Source organism: Streptomyces sp. NPDC093149, assembly GCF_044754145.1.
GTDB lineage: Bacteria > Actinomycetota > Actinomycetes > Streptomycetales > Streptomycetaceae > Streptomyces.
On record NZ_JBIVON010000003.1, the window covers coordinates 267210 to 283940 of the forward strand.

Below are 16731 nucleotides of genomic sequence, written 5' to 3' on the forward strand. Positions count from 1 at the left end.
ACCATTTCGAGTGTTTTGGGGCAGGCCGATCACGAAGTGGGTGCGAGGTGCGGTGAGGCCGATGGGGGCTCTACGGCTCCCCAGAAATGCGGACAATTCGCTCGTTATTTGCGCAGCTCGGTTTAATTGGCCTCTATGTGCCCATGTGGTGGCGGAGCGGTGCAGAAATGAGCCTGCGCGGGAGGGCGGACTTCCCCGATGTCACTCACATGTACGCACGGTCGAAGAATAATAAGAATTCCGCGACCGGCGGTGTGGGGCCGTGAGTGCGCGGGTGTGGCACTCCCTTGCGTCGCCTGAACGGCGCACATCATCGAAGGTGGAACATACGTGCAGGACAGGGCGCGAGCTACCCGGAGATCCCTGTTGGAAGCCGCGGCGCAGCTCTTTCTCGAACAGGGGTATGCGGGCACCAGTATCAATGACATAAGCGGCCGTTCGGGGAAGACCAGCGGAGCCATCTACTTCCACTACTCCAGCAAGGAGAAGCTCGCCCTCGCCGTCGTTCGTGAACAGTTCGCCGCATGGCCGCAGTTGGCCGGACATTACGCGGCCCCGGAAGTCCCGCCGCTGGAGAAGCTCGTCACCCTGAGCTTCGAAGTCGCCAGAGCTCTGCGCGAGGACGTCATAGCCCGCGCCGGTGCCCGGCTGTGGGCCGAACGCCACAGCATCGACGCGGCTGTGCCCGCACCCTTCGCCGCCTGGACCGCGGCCGTCACAAGGCTGCTCGCCGATGCCCGCGTCAAGGGGGAACTCGCCGAGGGCGTCGAGCCGTCGAGCACTGCCACGACACTCGTGTGCGCTTTCTTCGGCCTGTACAGCCTCACCGACGAGGTGGCGGGGGAGCGGGTGCTCGCGGCCCGGCTGCACCAGTGGTGGCTTCTCGTTCTGCACGCGCTGCAGGCGCGCCCCGACCCTGCCGCCCTGATCGCACGGGCGCGGGCGCGCTGCCCCGAGTGACGGCGAACGGCGCTTCCCGCACGGTCTTCGGCCGCCGCCGAGAGTTCGTATGTCGCCGACGCGGGCAGGGGTCGATCGGGTACCGGTGTGCTCGACGGCGTCGACGGCGACCGTGTGCCGCCTCCGCCCGCCCGGGTGCGGGCCGGGCCGCGTCCACGATCGGTCGTGGCCCGCACCGCCTGCCTCGTCGGCCCGGCCCCGTCCTGAAAGCCGATTCCGGACGAGGTGCGACCCCGCGTCGACAGGGCTCGTGAACACGTCACCCGAGCGACGTCAGGTGGAAGGTCCGGTGCATTTCTCGCAGACGTTCGGCCAGGGCGGGGACGGGCCCCTGGACCACGAGGCCCGGCACCACGTCGGAGGCCGCCAGGGAACGCACCGGGGACGACAGCGCGCCCAGCTCGGTCAGCCACTGGGTCAACTGGGTCGCGGAATGGGCGTAGACGATGCGGCCGAGGCCGACCCAGCCGTGTGCGGCCGAGCACATGGGGCAGTGCTCACCGGAGGTGAAGACGGTGGCCTCGGCCCGCCGGTCCGCCGTGAGGTGTTCGGCGGCCCAACGGGCGAGTTCGAACTCCGGGTGGCGTGTGCTGTCGCCGAGGCTGTTCACGCGATTGCGGTCCTCGGCGAGGATCTGACCTTCGGCGCTCACCAGAACGGAGCCGAAAGGTGCGTCCCCGGCCCGCAGTGCCTCGGCCGCCAGCCCCACGGCTCGCTCCAGATGCTGGTGTTCCGCACCGGTCAGTTCGACAGTTGACACGACTCGCTCCTCTCACGTGCGCGGGATCGGGCCCACGCGGCCGTGGGACTCACCGTGTCAGGCCCCGACCTGCGGCGTCCAAGAGATGTGAGCCATCGCGGCGATCGGCGGCGTCCATGGACCCGCGACAAGGGATTCCGTACGGGCGCGCCGGACACTGGTGCGCCGCCCCACCCGAGAGGGGAGAGGGCGCCGTGGACGTGGCCGTCCGGCCTGGTCCGCAGGAGGGGGAAATGTCCCGCTCGTCTGCCTCCGCTCGGGTGCTTCCGGGGCTCCGCAGGGGGCCGGTTCCGGCTCGCTGAATGTGATGCCACCCATAGGAGCCACGTCACATCCTAGAGCGATTAGTAGGAGCGGAGCTCTTGGAACAGCGGCGAAAAGCCTCAAAGTGGTTAATTTCGGACATTGCTCCTAATTTGGGTAGTACGTCACATTCTTGCGTCGGGTTCGGCCGGGCGTTAACCATGGCTGTCGTTGCGGGAGACCGCGACCGGGCCGGACGGATCGCGTCGGACCGGATCGCACCGGCCCGCACGGCGGGGCTCCGCTCCGCAGGCCGCCGTGATCGAGACGGCCGGCACCACGTGACGTCCCCGCATTGGAGAGTTCCTTCCGTATGACCACGCACACGCAGTCCCGCACCTCCCGCATCGCCCGTATCCGTACCCTGTCCGTCGCCGGTATCGCCTCCCTGGGTGCCGCGGCGGCCGCCCTCACCCTGACGTCCACCTCCGCCCAGGCCGCCGAGGTGAAGTCGGTGGGCGCCTCCGTGGCCAAGGTCTCGACCGCCGACGGCAAGGGCGGCCAGGGGTACGGCAACAACCTCGACGGCTGGATCAAGCAGTCGCTGGCCATCATGAAGGCCAAGGGCATCCCGGGCAGTTACGAGGGGCTGCACCGCAACATCATGCGCGAGTCGGGCGGCAACCCGAACGCCCAGAACAACTGGGACGTCAACGCCCGCAACGGTGTGCCGTCCAAGGGTCTGCTCCAGGTGATCCAGCCGACGTTCAACGCGTACCACGTCGGCGGCACCGCGCACGACCTCACCAACCCCGTCGCCAACATCACCGCGGCCGCCAACTACGCCGCCCACCGCTACGGTTCGATCGACAACGTCAACTCGGCCTACTGAGCGGCGAACTCCACACCCACCGCGTGAGCCAGGACCGGCACGGCAGCACCGACGCTGCCCATGCCGGTCCTTCGGCATGCCACGCGGGCGACCGGCCGCCCCGAGGCACGGGCCGTGCGGACGAACCCGCCCGTCCACGTGGGGCATCCGGGCCGTCGCGGGACCGGGTGCGTTCAGACGCGGTTCCGGTGTCCCGCCGCGGAGGGCTGTGCGCGATCACGACCTGGGCGGGGTGCGGTGCGTCGGCGGTCGTCTCGGGGGACTATGGAAGCACCAGGGAGGCACGGGGAACCGTCCCGGCGCCGCAGCCGAAGCCGCAGTCTCGGGCCCGGCGCCGGTGGTGCGTCGCGCCGGCAGGTGGAAGGAGCGCCCGGGATGAGCGGAGCGGGAACCTTCGATGCCGGCAACGATTCGTCCGGCCCCCGGCTGGAGCGGCCCAGCGGCGTACTGGACGCTCTCGGTGTGGCCGTGGTGGTGCTGGACGCCTCCGGGCGGGTCGTGTTGTGGGGCCCGCAGTCCGAGGAACTGTTCGGCTACTCCGCGCAAGAAGTGCTGGGCCGGAGGGCGGCGCCGCTGCTGGTCCATGAACGCTACAGGGACCTGGTGGTCGGCAAGTGCGAGCGGATGCTGGAGACCGGCCGCGGCTGGGCCGCCGTCTTCCCCGCACGGCACAAGGACGGCAGCACACGGTTGGTGGAACTCCACGGTGCCCGGCCGACGACGGAGCGGGGAGACCTTCACGCCCTGGCTGTCGCCACGGACGCCACGAAGCTGCGTGAGGTGGAGCGGGACGTCGCGCTGTCCACGCAACTGATCGCCCAGTCACCGATCGGCCTGGAGGTTCTCGACACCGATCTGCGCTATGTGGCCGTCAACCCCGCGATGGAGCGCATGCACGGCATGTCGGCCGAGGACCACATCGGCCGGGGATTCCGCGAGGTCCTGCCCTCGGTCAGCGTCGACGCGTCCGAGGCGGCGGTCAGGGAAGTTCTGGAGACCGGACTTCCACAGGTCGACAGGTACACCATCGGCCGCACTCCTGCCGATCCCGACAACGACCATGCCTGGTCCGTCTCCGTCTACCGGCTGGAGGGCCCCGACGGTCAGGTGCTGGGTGTCGCCACATCAGTGGTGGAAGTCACCGATCGGTACGGCGCGATCAAGGAGGCGGCCCAGGCCCGGCAGCGTCTGGCCCTGATCGCCGAGGGCTCGGCCCGCATCGGTACCACCCTGGACATGCGGCAGACAGCCCGCGAACTGGCCGATGTCGTGGTGCCCGAGCTCGCCGATGTCGTGGTCGTGGACGTACTGGACTCCGCGCTGGGCGATCGCCGGCCCGCGAATCCCGTCGGCGGCCCGGCGCTCTTCCGTACCCTCGCGGTCAAAGCCGCCGGCCTCACCGAGGCGGCCCGCGCCGCCGGCGCGGCCGACCGGTCGGTCAGTTACGGCGCCGACCGGCTGCCCACCCAATGCGTACGGACCGGGCACCCCGTCCTGGTGAGTCAGGTGGAGGAGTGGGACCTGGCACGCATCGCCCGTGACGCCGGTGCCGCCGCCGTCCTGGCCAGTGCCGGTATCCACTCGTATCTCGCGGTACCGCTGGCCGCCCAGGAAGGGGCGTTCGGTGTGCTGGGTCTCATGCGCGGTCGCAATCCGCTGCCCTTCGACGCGGAAGACGTCACCCTGGCCGGTGAACTGGCCGGTCGGACCGCGGTGTCCCTGGACAACGCGCGCCTCTACCAGAGCGTGCGCAACACGGCGGTGACGCTCCAGCGCAGCCTGCTCCCGCGGCCGGTGCCGCCACCGGGCCTGGAGATCGCCACCCGCTACCAACCCGCCGGGACGTCCACCGAGGTCGGGGGAGACTGGTTCGATGTCATCCCCCTCGCCGAGGACAGGACAGCGTTCGTGGTGGGCGACGTGATGGGCAGCGGGATCGACGCGGCTGCTGCGATGGGCCGTCTGCGTACCGCCACCGCCACTCTGGCCGACCTGGGTCTCCCGCCCGATCGGGTGCTGCAACACCTCGACAAGATCACCGCCGGCCTGGAGCCCTCCATCGCCACCTGCATCTACGCCGAATACGACCCGCACAACGACTCGTGCTGCATCGCTGCGGCGGGGCACCTGCCCCCTGCTCTGACACCCGCCGGCGACCATCCCGAACTGCTCGACCTGCCCTCCGGCGCACCTCTCGGGGTCGGCGGCGTCCCCTTCGAAGCGGCCACCGTGCCGCTGCGTCCCGGTGATCAACTGGTCCTCTACACCGACGGCCTGGTCGAAACGCGCCGCGACGCCATCGACGCGCGCCTCGACCTCCTGCTGCGCGTGCTCGACGGTGCCGACGGCTCTCTGGAGGAGACCTGCGACCGGCTCCTGGACGCGTTGCGTGATCCGGACGACCATGACGACGTGGCGGTGCTCATCGCCCGGCCCGGACCATGTCCGTGATCCGCGGAGGAGGAGTGCCCCTCGCACGGCTCCGCGCCGCCTCGGGCCGGACGGCCGCCCCTCACCGCTACGGCCCGAGGGGTCCACGCCCGGCGACGGCTCTGCGCGGACGCGACGCCGCATCGGCCGTCTCCCGGGCCGACGGGGACAGGACACCGTGCTCGGCCATCAGGGCGTGGAACTGCTGCTGCTCGTAAGGCACCCCAGGAGCCAACGTCGCGATGTGCCAGTGCAGATGGGCGTTCCCCTGCTGACCGTCGAGGCTGTACAGACAGGTTCTCATCGAGTCATGGACGTCCTCGGTCGCGAGAGCGATCTCGCGGACGACGAGCAAGAGCCGGGAGTGGGCCGTCTCGTCCGGATCGCGGGCGACATGGTCGATGTGAGCCTGCGGTGCCACCAAAACTTTTCAGGGAAGCGTGGGCCATCGGTCGAGGAAGGCCACGTGGCGTTCGTCCTCGAAGACCGTTTCGTGCGGGTAGTCGGGATGTCCGGCGAGAAATGCGCCCCGCGGGCGGGAAGCAGGGCCGAAGCGGATCCCGTCGTGGTCACGGGAAATGGTGCCCGCGGCGCCGGTACTCCGTCGGCGCCACGGGCACGTTGATGGATGACTGCACGTCAGCTCGCCCCTGTGCGGGCACACGGAGCACGGGTGACGTTCGAGCCCAGCGGGAGGACCGGGCCGGCCGCCCCGGCTTCAGCGGAGCAGTGCCAGCAGCCGACGCTGCACGCCGGACAACAGTCCCGCCGCCCGACGCGGGGAGGGCGGGAGATCCGGCCGCGCCGGAGCGGGGTTCGGGGCGGGGCGATCCGCTCGACGCTCCGGCGTCGTGAAGGGATGTGAGTCGTCCGGCGCCGAGGGAGCCGGGGAAGCAGGGGCGGGACGGCGGGCCGCTTCGGCACGTACCAGTGCGCTCACGGCCGCGAAGGCGTCTGCGGGCATGTCGGATCTCCTGCGGGGTCACATGACGTGGGTGTCGACGACGGCAGGCCGCACCTCGCGTACCACTCGCGGGGAGCGCGGCAGGTACGAGAGGGTCACGGCCGGAGCCGGTCAGCAGCGCAGTACGAGACCTGTCGGAGTACCGGTCGGGCCCGCCCGGTCGACGGGCTCGGGCACGCATCCATGACACCCGGTCACCGGGGGCACGCCGCCGAAACCGGAATCGGGTGCCACCGCGGTGGCCGTGGAAGCGGTATGACGCGGCTTGCAGGGCGAAGCGGTGCCCGACCGCCACCCGTGGCCCTCGCCGTGACCACCGGAGGCTGCTGCGAAGGGCAGTTCCGCCGGGGCTGATCCGACGGCGGCGGCTGCGGTGCCGATCGTCGGCACCGCGTGAAGGACGGGGGCGCCGTGCATGTGACCGGTCCGGGAGTCGGGCGCCGGGACGGAGATGAACGCTCCGTGCATCAGCATCACCAACGCGATCAGCGCGGCCGTACACACGGCGCGATGTACCGCCCGCTGTTGTGTACCGCCGCTGATGGGCGTCATGTGGAGCCTCCTGTGATGCCTGGTACAGGGGAACATCCACGAGGGGGCAGCGGCAGTCCGGTCCCTCCGCATGAGTGACAGGTTCACCCATGTCACCCAGTTGTCGAACGTCTGGTCGTTCCGCTGCGTCGCGCGTACCGGCCCCACGCATCATCCGGAGGGACAGCCGCGTGGGCACCGCGCGGCTGTCCGGGCCGCCCTCCGGTCGGCGCCGACACGACGTTCCGCCTGCGCGACGACTGCTCACGGCCCCGGAGCGGACGCGAGGCGCGGTCGCCGCATTCCGATAGAGCGACACCGTTTGAATGATCAAAGTGCCAGGGGGTTACCATATGAGCGCCGCCTAGCTCGAAAGATAAATCTGTGACTGTCAACGAGGACTCGTTCACCAGCTGGAAGAACCGCGAGGAGATCGCGGAGTCGATGATCCCCATCATTGGGAAACTGCACCGGGAGCGGGATGTCACGGTCCTGCTTCACAGCCGCTCCTTGGTGAACAAGTCGGTGGTCAGCATCCTCAAGACCCACCGATTCGCCCGCCAGATCGCCGGTGAGGAGCTCTCGGTCACCGAGACTCTGCCCTTCCTGCAGGCTCTCACCACGCTGGATCTCGGCCCTTCCCAGATCGACATCGGGATGCTCGCCGCGACGTTCAAGACCGATGACCGCGGTCTCTCGGTCGAGGAGTTCACCGCCGAGGCCGTCGCCGGCGCCACAGGTGCCAACAAGATCGAGCGCCGCGAGGGACGCGATGTCGTCCTGTACGGCTTCGGCCGCATCGGCCGTCTCGTCGCCCGGCTGCTCATCGAGAAGTCCGGTTCCGGAAACGGTCTGCGGCTGCGTGCCATCGTCGTCCGAGGGGGCGGCGGCCGGGCCGTCGAGGACCTCGTCAAGCGCGCCTCGCTGCTGCGCCGCGACTCCATCCACGGCCAGTTCCAGGGCACGATCACCGTCGACGAGGCGAACAGCACGATCGTCGCCAACGGCAACGAGATCAAGGTGATCTACGCCAACGACCCGTCGGAGGTCGACTACACGGCGTACGGCATCAAGGACGCCATCCTCATCGACAACACCGGCAAGTGGCGTGACCGCGAGGGCCTGTCGAACCACCTGCGCCCCGGGATCGAGAAGGTCGTCCTGACCGCGCCGGGCAAGGGTGACGTCCCCAACATCGTGCACGGCGTCAACCACGAGACGATCAAGCCGGACGAGCAGATCCTGTCCTGCGCCTCCTGCACCACCAACGCCATCGTCCCGCCGCTGAAGGCGATGGCGGACGAGTACGGCGTGCTGCGCGGCCACGTGGAAACCGTCCACTCGTTCACCAACGACCAGAACCTGCTGGACAATTACCACAAGGCCGACCGGCGTGGCCGCTCCGCGCCGCTCAACATGGTCATCACCGAGACCGGTGCCGCCTCCGCCGTCGCCAAGGCTCTGCCCGAGCTCAAGGCGCCGATCACCGGCAGCTCGATCCGCGTCCCGGTGCCGGACGTCTCGATCGCGATCCTCAGCCTGCGGCTCGGCCGTGAGGCCGATCGCGAGGAGGTCCTCGACTACCTCCGCAATGTGTCGCTGACATCGCCGCTCAAGCGGCAGATCGACTTCACCACCGCCCCGGACGCGGTGTCGAGCGACTTCATCGGCTCGCGCCACGCGTCGATCGTCGACGCGGGCGCCACCAAGGTCGAGGGCGACAACGCGATCCTCTACCTGTGGTACGACAACGAGTTCGGCTACTCCTGCCAGGTCATCCGCGTCGTCCAGCACGTCTCCGGGGTGGAGTACCCGACCTACCCGGCCCCGGCGGTCTGATCCCGGCGCCTCGACGCACGCGCACGTCCATGGCGTCGGTCCGGTACTGCTTTCGCTCAGCGGCACCTTCGGAGTACCGGGCCGTCGCCTCGTGGGTTGCGGAGGAACCGAACACCCCTCGGCGTGAACCCGCGGATCCACCGGCGTGTGCCGGACCGATGCATCCGCGGGTGCGGGTGAATCACGAGGATCCCGGGCGAAGGGCGGCGCTTCGGCGATGATCTCGGCCCAAACGTCCTCGGGTCATGACGGCCGCCCGCCGAACTGCCAGTCGTGCACCTCGATGTCGGCGTACCGGTCCGGGGTCAGGACGGCGCGAGCCGCGCCCGGGTCCGGTGCCCGGACCAACGCCGCCGTGCCCAGCCAGGCGGAACCGTCGTCGGACAGCATCGGCCCGTAGGCGATCAGCTCGTCGCGGTCGGGCGGCGCTGCGAGGTCCGCGGCATGCCCCGTGCCGAAGCCGAGCACCAAATACCGGTCGCCACCGGTCCGGCCGCCGGGGAAGTCCCACATGGTGCGCCCGAGTGTGTTGTGCCACCGTCGCAGCAGCACGTCCCGGTACACACCGGCCTGGTGGTTCGGCTCGGCGAAGGCGAACGCGCGGGCGGCGGCGGGATCGGGCAGATCGACGATGTGCACGCTGCCGGTGGGTGTGTCGCCGACGAAGGTCGGGCCCCGCGCGATCATCTCCTTCGCGTACTGGTCCATGTAGGACCAATGGTCTTCCAACAGCGCGTCGCGCAGAGGTGCGGAGCCGGGACGGTCGCGGTGGTAGCAGAAGAACTCCATGCCCATAGAGTCGCTTCGCGGAGATCTCCGAGTCGAGCGGGTTTCACTGCGGTGACCGCTCGACAGCCTCACCCGACAGGCTGAGCGCGTCCCCGCGTCCCCGCGTCCCCGCGTCCCCGGGTCCCCGGGTCACGCGAGCCCGGCACGATCCGAACGGGACAGTCCTCAGAGATTCCGAACGGGACAGCCCTCAGGGATTCAGCGCGCGCTCGACGCGGAGGCGGGCTTCGTCCAGACAGGCGTTCAGACTGGTCCGGGGCGTCGGTGACTCCGGGACGTGTGAGCACATGCGCAGCGGTGTGTTGAGCCAGGCCCACTCCTCGGCAGCGGGGTCCGCGGGGCCGCCCGTCTGTTCCGCGACCGTGTCGTGGAGGTGGTCCGGGTCCGCGAGCAGCCGGCCGAGGCTGTCCAGCGTCACCCGGTCGGCGGGGACGGCATCGCGGATCGCCAGGACATAGAGAGCGACGGCCAGAATCGCGCGGATGCGCATCGCGTCCCAGGAGGTCATCACGCGTCGGTTCGTGAGCGCGGTCGCGCGGTGCAGCGCGGCCGTCCACTCCGTTGTGCGCCGGTCGGTGGTCATGGCTTCGTCTCCCCCTGGCATCTGAAGGACCACCAGCTGGAGCCCGTGCCCCGGTGGCCGAGAACCCGACGCCTCAGCGTAGTCCGCCGGTATCCGCCGGGGAGAGCACGGGCGGACGCGCACGAGCCCCGCACACTCGGGCCGGTCCCGGAAACATGTGGTCGGCCGTCCGCCCCACCGGGCCCCGACACGCTTGAACGCGCGCCGGGCAAGGAACAAGTGGGTACCTTACGGTAGTTGCCCCATGGTCATCGTGAAGGAGTGCGTACATGACGGTCTCACTCGGTCTTGGTCTCCCGCAGATGAAGCAGTACGACATCGGACGCGATGTGGCCACCGTCGCGCGCGCGGCGGAGGAGGCCGGGTACGCGAGTCTGTGGGTCTTCGAGCGCGTCCTGTTTCCCGAGCCCGCGACCCAGGGGCTGTACGGTGTGCCGGGACTGCCGTGGCCCGACCAGTATCGCAGTGTCGCCGATCCGCTGGTCACCCTTGCGCTGGCCGCCGCCGCGACCGACCGGGCGCGGCTCGGGACCAGCGTCCTGGTCGCGCCGTTGCACGTGCCGTTCCAACTGGCCCGTTCCCTCGCCTCACTGGATGTGGCGAGCCGTGGGCGAGTGGTCGCGGGCCTGGGCACGGGATGGTCTTTGGACGAGTACGCGGCCGCTTCCGTCGCGCCCTTCGAGAGGCGAGGCGCGGTCCTGGACGAACTGCTGGACGTGTGCGCGGCCGTCTGGGGACCGGACCCCGTCTCCTACGAGGGCGAGCTGACCACCATCGCCCCGTCCGAGGTCGGCCCCAAGCCGGTGCGTCCCATTCCCGTCTACCTGCCCGCGAACAGCCCGCGTGCCAACCGCCGGCTGGTGGACCGGGCGGACGGCTGGATGCCCGTGGCCGCGGGAGCCGCTCAGCTGGCCGAACAGTGGCAGCGGGTTCAGGACATGGCCGCCGAGCGAGGACGGGAGCGTCCGCTCGACGTCTGCGCCCGAGCCAATGCGCGCTACAGCGCCAAGCCGATCGAGGGCGCGGGCCGCCAGCCCTTCCACGGGAGCGTGGCACAGATCGTCGAGGACCTGGTGGCGCATGCGGAAACGGGCGTACCGGAGTTCTTGCTGGACCTCCAGGGCGCGACGCGTGACGCCGCGGAACTGATCGATGTGGCGACCGAGGTCTACGAGGCGGCGCGCGCCGCGGGCGTCTGACCGAGGCGTGAGGGTGTCCGGGCCCGCTGCCCGGCGGGGACAAGGCGGACACCCTCACGCGACCTCACGCGGCCGGCCTCGTTGACGAGCCCGATCCGGGTGCCGGTACCGGTCGCGAGGCGCGATCGAAGGGGTACCGGGGCGACGGGTTCGTGCCGGCACGCCCTCGAACCGCCCGCACACGCTGTGCGGAGCCCGACGGGCCGGGCGCCCCTCACCACCGCTCGGCGGCTGCCCCTCCTCTGATGCCCCCACGGCCTCTCCGCGCGACTGTGACGGCCGGCCTCCTTCCCGCGTACGGCGGAATCTCCCCCTTCGGGCCGCATGACCGGACCATCGACCGGGCCATCGCGGCAGAAGCGCACGTCGCGCTGCGGCGCACGCGGACGAGGGACGGAAGGCGGTCGGGACAACGCCCAGGCGTCACCGCTGCCCGGCGCCGGGCGAGATCCGTCCGATGCGCACTCCGTAGCGGCTCTTCCAGCCGCCCTTTTGTCAGTCGGATGCCACCCCTGCCCGTGGTCGCCCCCAGCTGTTGCCGCGCGTGCCGGACTGCCGCGCTCCGTTGTATACCGAGAAGCGATGCAGGGGCTGTGCGTAAGTGATCTATCGGGCATTTCTGTCGGGTTACTGTGCGAGATCTTGTCTCGTAACATGTCTTGGTATACAAACTGGCCCGGCCGTACATCTCATATCGAGGAGCCCGCCATGTGTGTCGATTCCGCACCGCCCCCGCCCAGCCGTGTCACGCGGCGCGGCGTGCTCGCCGGGGCCGCCGCTCTGGCGGGCACCGCCGCGGCCCTGTCCTCGGCCCCGTCCGCGGCGGCGGCACCCGGAATCGCCCCGGGGAGCGCGGCCGCACGTGTGGGCGACCTGGTCATCGAAGGAGGCACGTTGCTCGACCCGGCGACCGGTGACGTCACCGAGGACGCCGTCGTCGTGATCCGTGCGGGCGTCATGCGCGAGGCCGGGGCGCGGGCCCGGATCGAGATCCCGGACGATGCCCCCCGCCTGGAGGCGCACGGACGCTGGGTGCTGCCCGGACTCGTGGACGCACACATGGGCGGTGCGAGGGGCCCACTCGATGGGGGTGAACCTGGCGGCGGGCACGGACTCCTCCGGCGGCAGGATCGAACCCATCGGTCGCGAAGTCGAGTTGATGCGCGCTTCGGGCCTCTCGGCGCTCGACGCGATCCGGGCGGCCACGACCCGATCCGCCCAACTCCTCGGTCTTCGAAGGACGGTGGGCCGTCTCGCCCGTGGCTTCGCCGGTGACGCGATCGTGGTGGACGGCGATCCGCTCGCCGACGTGTCCGTGCTCAGAACGCCACTGCACGTGGTGCGAGCGGGCTTTGCCCTCAAGGCCTCTCGTTTCCGCTTCTGAGACCTCGTGTCTCTGCCGATGGGCCGTCGCCGACGACCCGGCGCGGCCTCTGCCGCTGTCTCTCCCCGAACCGAAGGAATCCTGATGACGCCTCCTCCCTCCCCGATGTCCCGGCGCGGTGTCCTGGCCGGCGCCGCCTCTCTCGCGGGCGCCGGTGTCACGCTGTCCGCCGCACCGTCCGCACAGGCCGGCCCTCGCAGTCGTCCCGGCAATGCGGTGATCTTCCGTGACGTACGGCCGATGGGCGCGGTGAAACCCGTGGATCTCACCGTCGTCGACGGCCGGATCAGCGGCGAACAGGCCCCCCGGGGAGCCAGGGTGATCGAGGGTGGTGGGCGCATGGCCCTGCCGTCCCTGGTGGACGCGCACATCCATCCCGACAAGACGACGTGGGGCGGCCCATGGGTCTCGCGCGAACCGGCCGACACCATCGCCGACTTCGCGGCCCAGGACGTGGAACTGTTCCGCAGCCAGCGCCGGACGGTGGGAGAGCGGGCCCACGGGCTCATGGCGCACGCCGTGACCCGCGGGACGCGTGCGATGCGGGCACACGCCGACATCGCCCCGGCCTACGGACTGACCTGCGTGGAGGGACTCGCGCAGGCACGCGAGCGGCTCGAGCACGCGCTCGACGTGCAGATCGTCGCCTTTCCGCAGCATGGCGTGGTCCGTGCTCCCGGCACGGCGGCACTGCTCGAGCAGGCGGCTCGGAGCGGGCTCGTGGACATGATCGGCGGGATCGATCCGATCAGCTTCGACCAGGCGATGGACGAGCAGCTGGACCTCGTCTTCGGCCTTGCGGAGCGGTACGGCGTCGGCGTGGACATCCATCTGCACGACCGGGGCGAGAAGGGCTTGACGGTGCTGCGCGGCATCATCGACCGAACCCGGACCCTGTCCTTGCAGGGCAGGGTGACCGTCAGCCATGTCTTCTGCCTGCCGGGCCTCTCCGACACCGAACTGGCCGCAATGGCAGAGGACCTCGGTGACCTGGACATCTCCTTGACCACCGTGGCGCCCAGCGAGTCGCTCGTCCTGCCGATCGCGAAACTGCGGGAGCACGGCGTACGGGTCGGGCTCGGATCGGACGGGGTGCGCGACTCCTGGAGCCCGTTCGGCAACGCGGACATGCTCCATCGGGCACACCTCCTCGGCTGGGTCACGGATGTGCGCCTCGACGAGGAGCTGGCGGCCTGCTATGAGGTCGGCGCGCACGGTGGTGCCGATGTCATGCGGCTGCCCCGCGCCGACTTCTCGCCGGGCTCCCCGGCCGACTTCGTCCTGATGCGGGCCGAGTGCCTGCCACAGGTGCTGGTGGACATGCCCGCACGGGACCTGGTGGTGCACGGCGGCCGCGTGGTGGCGCGTGACGGCGAGCTGACCTGACCGCCCCGTCCGCCGTCCCGCCGTCCCGCACCGGGCGGCGCCCCGTCGCCCGGCCACCCGCATAGGGTGACGGGGTGTCCGGTGTCCGCGAGGGCTCAGCGACTCGTGGGCACCGGGGCGGACGAGAGGGCACAGAAAGGACGCCGTACGTGACGGCAAGCACCGACCGGCAGGACGACGGAGGAGAGCCGTCGGCCACTGCGCCGCGCACGCCACTGAGCGAGCTCGCGCGCCGGGCCATCAGGGAACGCATCATCGACGGCAGCTACGCGCAGGGCGCCCGTGTGGTGGAACGCGAGATCGCCGAGGACCTTCGGATGTCGCGGGTGCCGGTTCGCGAGGCGCTGCGGGCGCTGGTGGAAGAGGGTCTGCTGGACCTCTTGCCGCACAGCGGCGTGCGGGTGCGCCGGCTGGAGCGCTCCGATGTGGAGCATCTGTACGACGTGTGGGAGCCGCTGGCCATCCAGGCATCGCGCCTCGCAGCCCGCCGCGTGGCCCTCTCCTCGACCGGGGAGGCCGCTGACCTGGCGGCCCTGCGGGTCGCACTGGAACAGGCCGAGGCCGCCGCGGCAGCGGGGGAACGGACCCGGGAGAACGACGCGGGCACCGCCTTCCACGACCGGATCGTGGCGCTGGCGGACAACCCGTTGCTGGCCCAGCTCATGCAGCGGCTGAACGGGCAGTTGCGCCTGCTGTTCGGGCTGAACACGGAACCCGCGCCCATGCGCGCGCAGCACAGTGAGATGTACGAACGCATCGCCGCGGGAGACGTCGAGGCCGCCGGGGCGATCACTCTGCTCCACGTCCGCAAGAGCAGAGAGCTCGCCCTGAGGTCCGTCACCTCCGCATCCGGCGCCTGAGGAATCCGCCATGCCGCTCGTCGGGCGGTGCGGTCCCTCACGAGCCCGGATGCGGACGTTCCTACCCGCGCAGCATCCGTGCGATCTCGGTGTAGTCCTTCTGCTGGGCGTGCTGGAGCGGGCTCACACCGTTCCTGTCGGAGAGGGACCGGTCGGCTCCCGCGTCGAGGAGCAACTCGACCGCTTTCTGGTGATCCCGGCCGCCGTCGCCGAGGATGACGGCCTCCAGGAGGGCGGTCCAGCCGAGGTCGTTGACGTGGTCGACGTCGATGTCGATCCCGGGGTTGGTGGTGACCTCCCTGATGTAGTCGACGTGGCCGCGCTCGGACGCGGGGATGAGGGAAGTGCCGCCGTACCGGTTGACGACGGTGTAGTCGGGGCGGGCGGCGGCCAGGATTCGCGCCATGGCCGCACTGCCTGTCACGCCGGTCACCAACCAGGGTGTGTCGTGCTGTTGGTCCAGCGCGTCGGGGTCCGCTCCGGCCTCGACGAGGAGGCGGGCCGCTGCCACGTGGTCGCCGGTGACGGCCAGCAGGAGAGGCGTGCGGCGGTGCTCGTCGCGGGTCTCCGGATCGGCACCGCGCTCGATGGCATCGCGTACGGCGTCCGTGGCACCGGAGCGTGCCGCCCTGAGCAGGTCCCGGTCGGCCGCCGGGTCCGCGGGGGAGCGGGTCGGCGCACGCGTCGGCGACTTCGCGGGTGAGGGGGCGGTGGGCCCGGCCTGAGCGGTTCGCTGCCGGGCGGTGGTGTCGCTGCCGGACCGGGCGGTGCAGGCGGCGGTGAGCGCGAGCACGCCTGCCAGCGCCGCGAGCAGTCGGACGGAGTGCCGTACGGGTGTCATGGTTCCTCTCTCGGCTCGGGTGCCGGCCGGCGCCCGAGGCCTTCGTCCGGTGGGAAGCGCAGCAGATGACGGACCGGGTGGACGGGTGGGCGCCGCCGTATCCAGTCTCGTGCCGCGCGCGGGCCCCGTGGTCGGTGAAGCGGATCGGGGAGTGGGGCGGTCCGGGGGACTGTCGTGTCGGCCGAACGGTCGATGCGCCGTGCCCGGGGGCCGGTCGTACCCGAGGATCGGGCACGACCGGTCCCGCGTCGCGGGTGTGGCCGGTCGTGTCGTGCCGGCGTTCGGCGCGTCGCGGAAGTGGCGCCGGTCCACGCGAGCCCGGCCTGATCCGAACGAGGGGCCCGGTGCTGCGACCGGAATGGTTCACCGGCTCGCGACGCCCGGCCCGGCACCTCGCCGTGTTGTCGCATCACCCGAGTGCGTCCGGCACGAGGGCGATCCTCGCCTTGCGATGCATCGCATCCGACGCCGGGCGCTGATCCACCAGGGGATACGGGACAGCCCTCAGCCGGCGGTCGGTGCGCCGGGGACGCGGCGCTCGCCGCCGTTCCGCTCCTGCCACAACCGGTAGACGTCGACGGCAGCGTCCTGGGGATCGTGGCGCATCGGCAGGCGGCGCTCGGTGTAGTCCTTGGCGAACTCGTCGTAGAAGGTGGCGAGTTCGAAGTACTTGCGGTCGTCCACGTAGTGCGGCTCGTAGGCGTCACGCGTGGTGAGGAAGACGACCTCGTCGGGGGAGCAGTAGTACAACGACCCCAGACACATCGGGCAGGGGTGGGCGAGCACGTAGATGGTGGTGCCGATCAGGTGCTCGGTGCCGAGCTTCCTGCAGGCTTCACGGATGGCGAGGATTTCGGCGTGGGCGGTGGGGTCGGAGGTCTGCGCGACCTTGTTGGGGCTTTCGGCGAGGATCTCGCCGTCCTTGACGATGACCGTGGCGAAGGGGCGCCCGCCCCCTTCGACGTTCTGGCGGGCGATGTCGATGGTGCGTTGGGCGAAGTCCATGCGGGTCCTCCGGCGGAATTCGGCGCCTGGCGGGCAGGCGGAGTCACGGGGAAAGGAGAAGGCGG

General features: G+C 70.5%; 14 protein-coding genes and 1 pseudogene. 8 read left to right on the top strand and 7 right to left on the bottom strand.

Annotated elements, in window-relative coordinates; translation table 11 throughout:
• The first annotated feature begins 330 nt into the window (after positions 1–330).
• Positions 331–960 carry a ScbR family autoregulator-binding transcription factor gene (locus ACIQCZ_RS11740; protein WP_402281613.1) on the top strand — a complete coding sequence of 210 codons (630 nt, stop codon included), beginning with the start codon at positions 331–333 and terminating at the stop codon, positions 958–960.
• A gap of 259 nt (positions 961–1219) precedes the next feature.
• Here ACIQCZ_RS11740 and ACIQCZ_RS11745 read toward each other — a convergent pair whose 3' ends face one another.
• Complete coding sequence (locus ACIQCZ_RS11745; RefSeq protein ID WP_402281615.1) at positions 1220–1720, bottom strand: nucleoside deaminase; 501 nt, start codon at positions 1718–1720, stop codon at positions 1220–1222.
• A gap of 616 nt (positions 1721–2336) precedes the next feature.
• Between ACIQCZ_RS11745 and ACIQCZ_RS11750 the strand changes: the two genes are divergently transcribed.
• Together ACIQCZ_RS11750 and ACIQCZ_RS11755 are read left to right on the top strand one after the other, a co-directional pair.
• Positions 2337–2855 carry a transglycosylase SLT domain-containing protein gene (locus ACIQCZ_RS11750; protein ID WP_402281616.1) on the top strand — a complete coding sequence of 173 codons (519 nt, stop codon included), beginning with the start codon at positions 2337–2339 and terminating at the stop codon, positions 2853–2855.
• A gap of 375 nt (positions 2856–3230) precedes the next feature.
• Positions 3231–5306: a SpoIIE family protein phosphatase gene (locus ACIQCZ_RS11755; RefSeq protein ID WP_402281617.1), complete on the top strand. Its 2076-nt coding sequence runs from the start codon at positions 3231–3233 to the stop codon at positions 5304–5306.
• A 67-nt stretch (positions 5307–5373) separates the two neighbouring features.
• On the opposite strand, the gene ACIQCZ_RS11760 is transcribed toward ACIQCZ_RS11755, so the two are convergent.
• Together ACIQCZ_RS11760 and ACIQCZ_RS11765 are read right to left on the bottom strand one after the other, a co-directional pair.
• The gene (locus ACIQCZ_RS11760) at positions 5374–5706 is read right to left on the bottom strand and encodes a hypothetical protein (protein WP_402281619.1); all 333 of its coding nucleotides are present in this window, start codon (positions 5704–5706) and stop codon (positions 5374–5376) included.
• Positions 5707–6360: 654 nt separating this feature from the next.
• Complete coding sequence (locus ACIQCZ_RS11765) at positions 6361–6801, bottom strand: hypothetical protein (protein WP_402281620.1); 441 nt, start codon at positions 6799–6801, stop codon at positions 6361–6363.
• A gap of 363 nt (positions 6802–7164) precedes the next feature.
• Between ACIQCZ_RS11765 and ACIQCZ_RS11770 the strand changes: the two genes are divergently transcribed.
• The gene (locus tag ACIQCZ_RS11770) at positions 7165–8619 is read left to right on the top strand and encodes a glyceraldehyde-3-phosphate dehydrogenase (protein ID WP_402281622.1); all 1455 of its coding nucleotides are present in this window, start codon (positions 7165–7167) and stop codon (positions 8617–8619) included.
• A gap of 243 nt (positions 8620–8862) precedes the next feature.
• Here ACIQCZ_RS11770 and ACIQCZ_RS11775 read toward each other — a convergent pair whose 3' ends face one another.
• Positions 8863–9408: a YciI family protein gene (locus ACIQCZ_RS11775; RefSeq protein ID WP_402281624.1), complete on the bottom strand. Its 546-nt coding sequence runs from the start codon at positions 9406–9408 to the stop codon at positions 8863–8865.
• A 190-nt stretch (positions 9409–9598) separates the two neighbouring features.
• Positions 9599–9991: a hypothetical protein gene (locus ACIQCZ_RS11780; protein WP_402281625.1), complete on the bottom strand. Its 393-nt coding sequence runs from the start codon at positions 9989–9991 to the stop codon at positions 9599–9601.
• Between the two features lie 269 nt (positions 9992–10260).
• On the opposite strand from ACIQCZ_RS11780, the gene ACIQCZ_RS11785 reads away from it, so the two are divergent.
• From ACIQCZ_RS11785 to ACIQCZ_RS11800, 4 genes and pseudogenes are all read left to right on the top strand, one after another.
• Positions 10261–11190, top strand: a complete 930-nt coding sequence (locus ACIQCZ_RS11785; RefSeq protein WP_402281626.1) for a TIGR03619 family F420-dependent LLM class oxidoreductase — start codon at positions 10261–10263, stop codon at positions 11188–11190.
• 708 nt (positions 11191–11898) lie between these two features.
• Positions 11899–12574 (top strand): annotated as a pseudogene (locus ACIQCZ_RS11790) (amidohydrolase family protein).
• Between the two features lie 84 nt (positions 12575–12658).
• Entirely contained in the window at positions 12659–13960 is a 1302-nt protein-coding gene (locus ACIQCZ_RS11795) for an amidohydrolase family protein (RefSeq protein WP_402281628.1), read from the top strand.
• 149 nt (positions 13961–14109) lie between these two features.
• On the top strand, positions 14110–14820 hold the full coding sequence (locus tag ACIQCZ_RS11800; RefSeq protein WP_402281629.1) for a GntR family transcriptional regulator: 711 nt from the start codon (positions 14110–14112) through the stop codon (positions 14818–14820).
• 61 nt (positions 14821–14881) lie between these two features.
• Here ACIQCZ_RS11800 and ACIQCZ_RS11805 read toward each other — a convergent pair whose 3' ends face one another.
• Positions 14882–15622, bottom strand: a complete 741-nt coding sequence (locus ACIQCZ_RS11805) for an ankyrin repeat domain-containing protein (RefSeq protein WP_402282155.1) — start codon at positions 15620–15622, stop codon at positions 14882–14884.
• 543 nt (positions 15623–16165) lie between these two features.
• Positions 16166–16666 carry a nucleoside deaminase gene (locus ACIQCZ_RS11810; protein ID WP_402281630.1) on the bottom strand — a complete coding sequence of 167 codons (501 nt, stop codon included), beginning with the start codon at positions 16664–16666 and terminating at the stop codon, positions 16166–16168.
• Positions 16667–16731: the final 65 nt, after the last annotated feature.

Bases quoted from the DNA above. Each gene is read 5' to 3' on its own strand.
- ACIQCZ_RS11750 (WP_402281616.1), top strand. From the start codon at position 2,337: ATGACCACGCACACGCAGTCCCGCACCTCCCGCATCGCCCGTATCCGT.
- ACIQCZ_RS11755 (WP_402281617.1), top strand. From the start codon at position 3,231: ATGAGCGGAGCGGGAACCTTCGATGCCGGCAACGATTCGTCCGGCCCC.
- ACIQCZ_RS11765 (WP_402281620.1), bottom strand. From the start codon at position 6,801: ATGACGCCCATCAGCGGCGGTACACAACAGCGGGCGGTACATCGCGCC.
- ACIQCZ_RS11775 (WP_402281624.1), bottom strand. From the start codon at position 9,408: ATGGAGTTCTTCTGCTACCACCGCGACCGTCCCGGCTCCGCACCTCTG.
- ACIQCZ_RS11780 (WP_402281625.1), bottom strand. From the start codon at position 9,991: ATGACCACCGACCGGCGCACAACGGAGTGGACGGCCGCGCTGCACCGC.
- ACIQCZ_RS11785 (WP_402281626.1), top strand. From the start codon at position 10,261: ATGACGGTCTCACTCGGTCTTGGTCTCCCGCAGATGAAGCAGTACGAC.
- ACIQCZ_RS11795 (WP_402281628.1), top strand. From the start codon at position 12,659: ATGACGCCTCCTCCCTCCCCGATGTCCCGGCGCGGTGTCCTGGCCGGC.
- ACIQCZ_RS11810 (WP_402281630.1), bottom strand. From the start codon at position 16,666: ATGGACTTCGCCCAACGCACCATCGACATCGCCCGCCAGAACGTCGAA.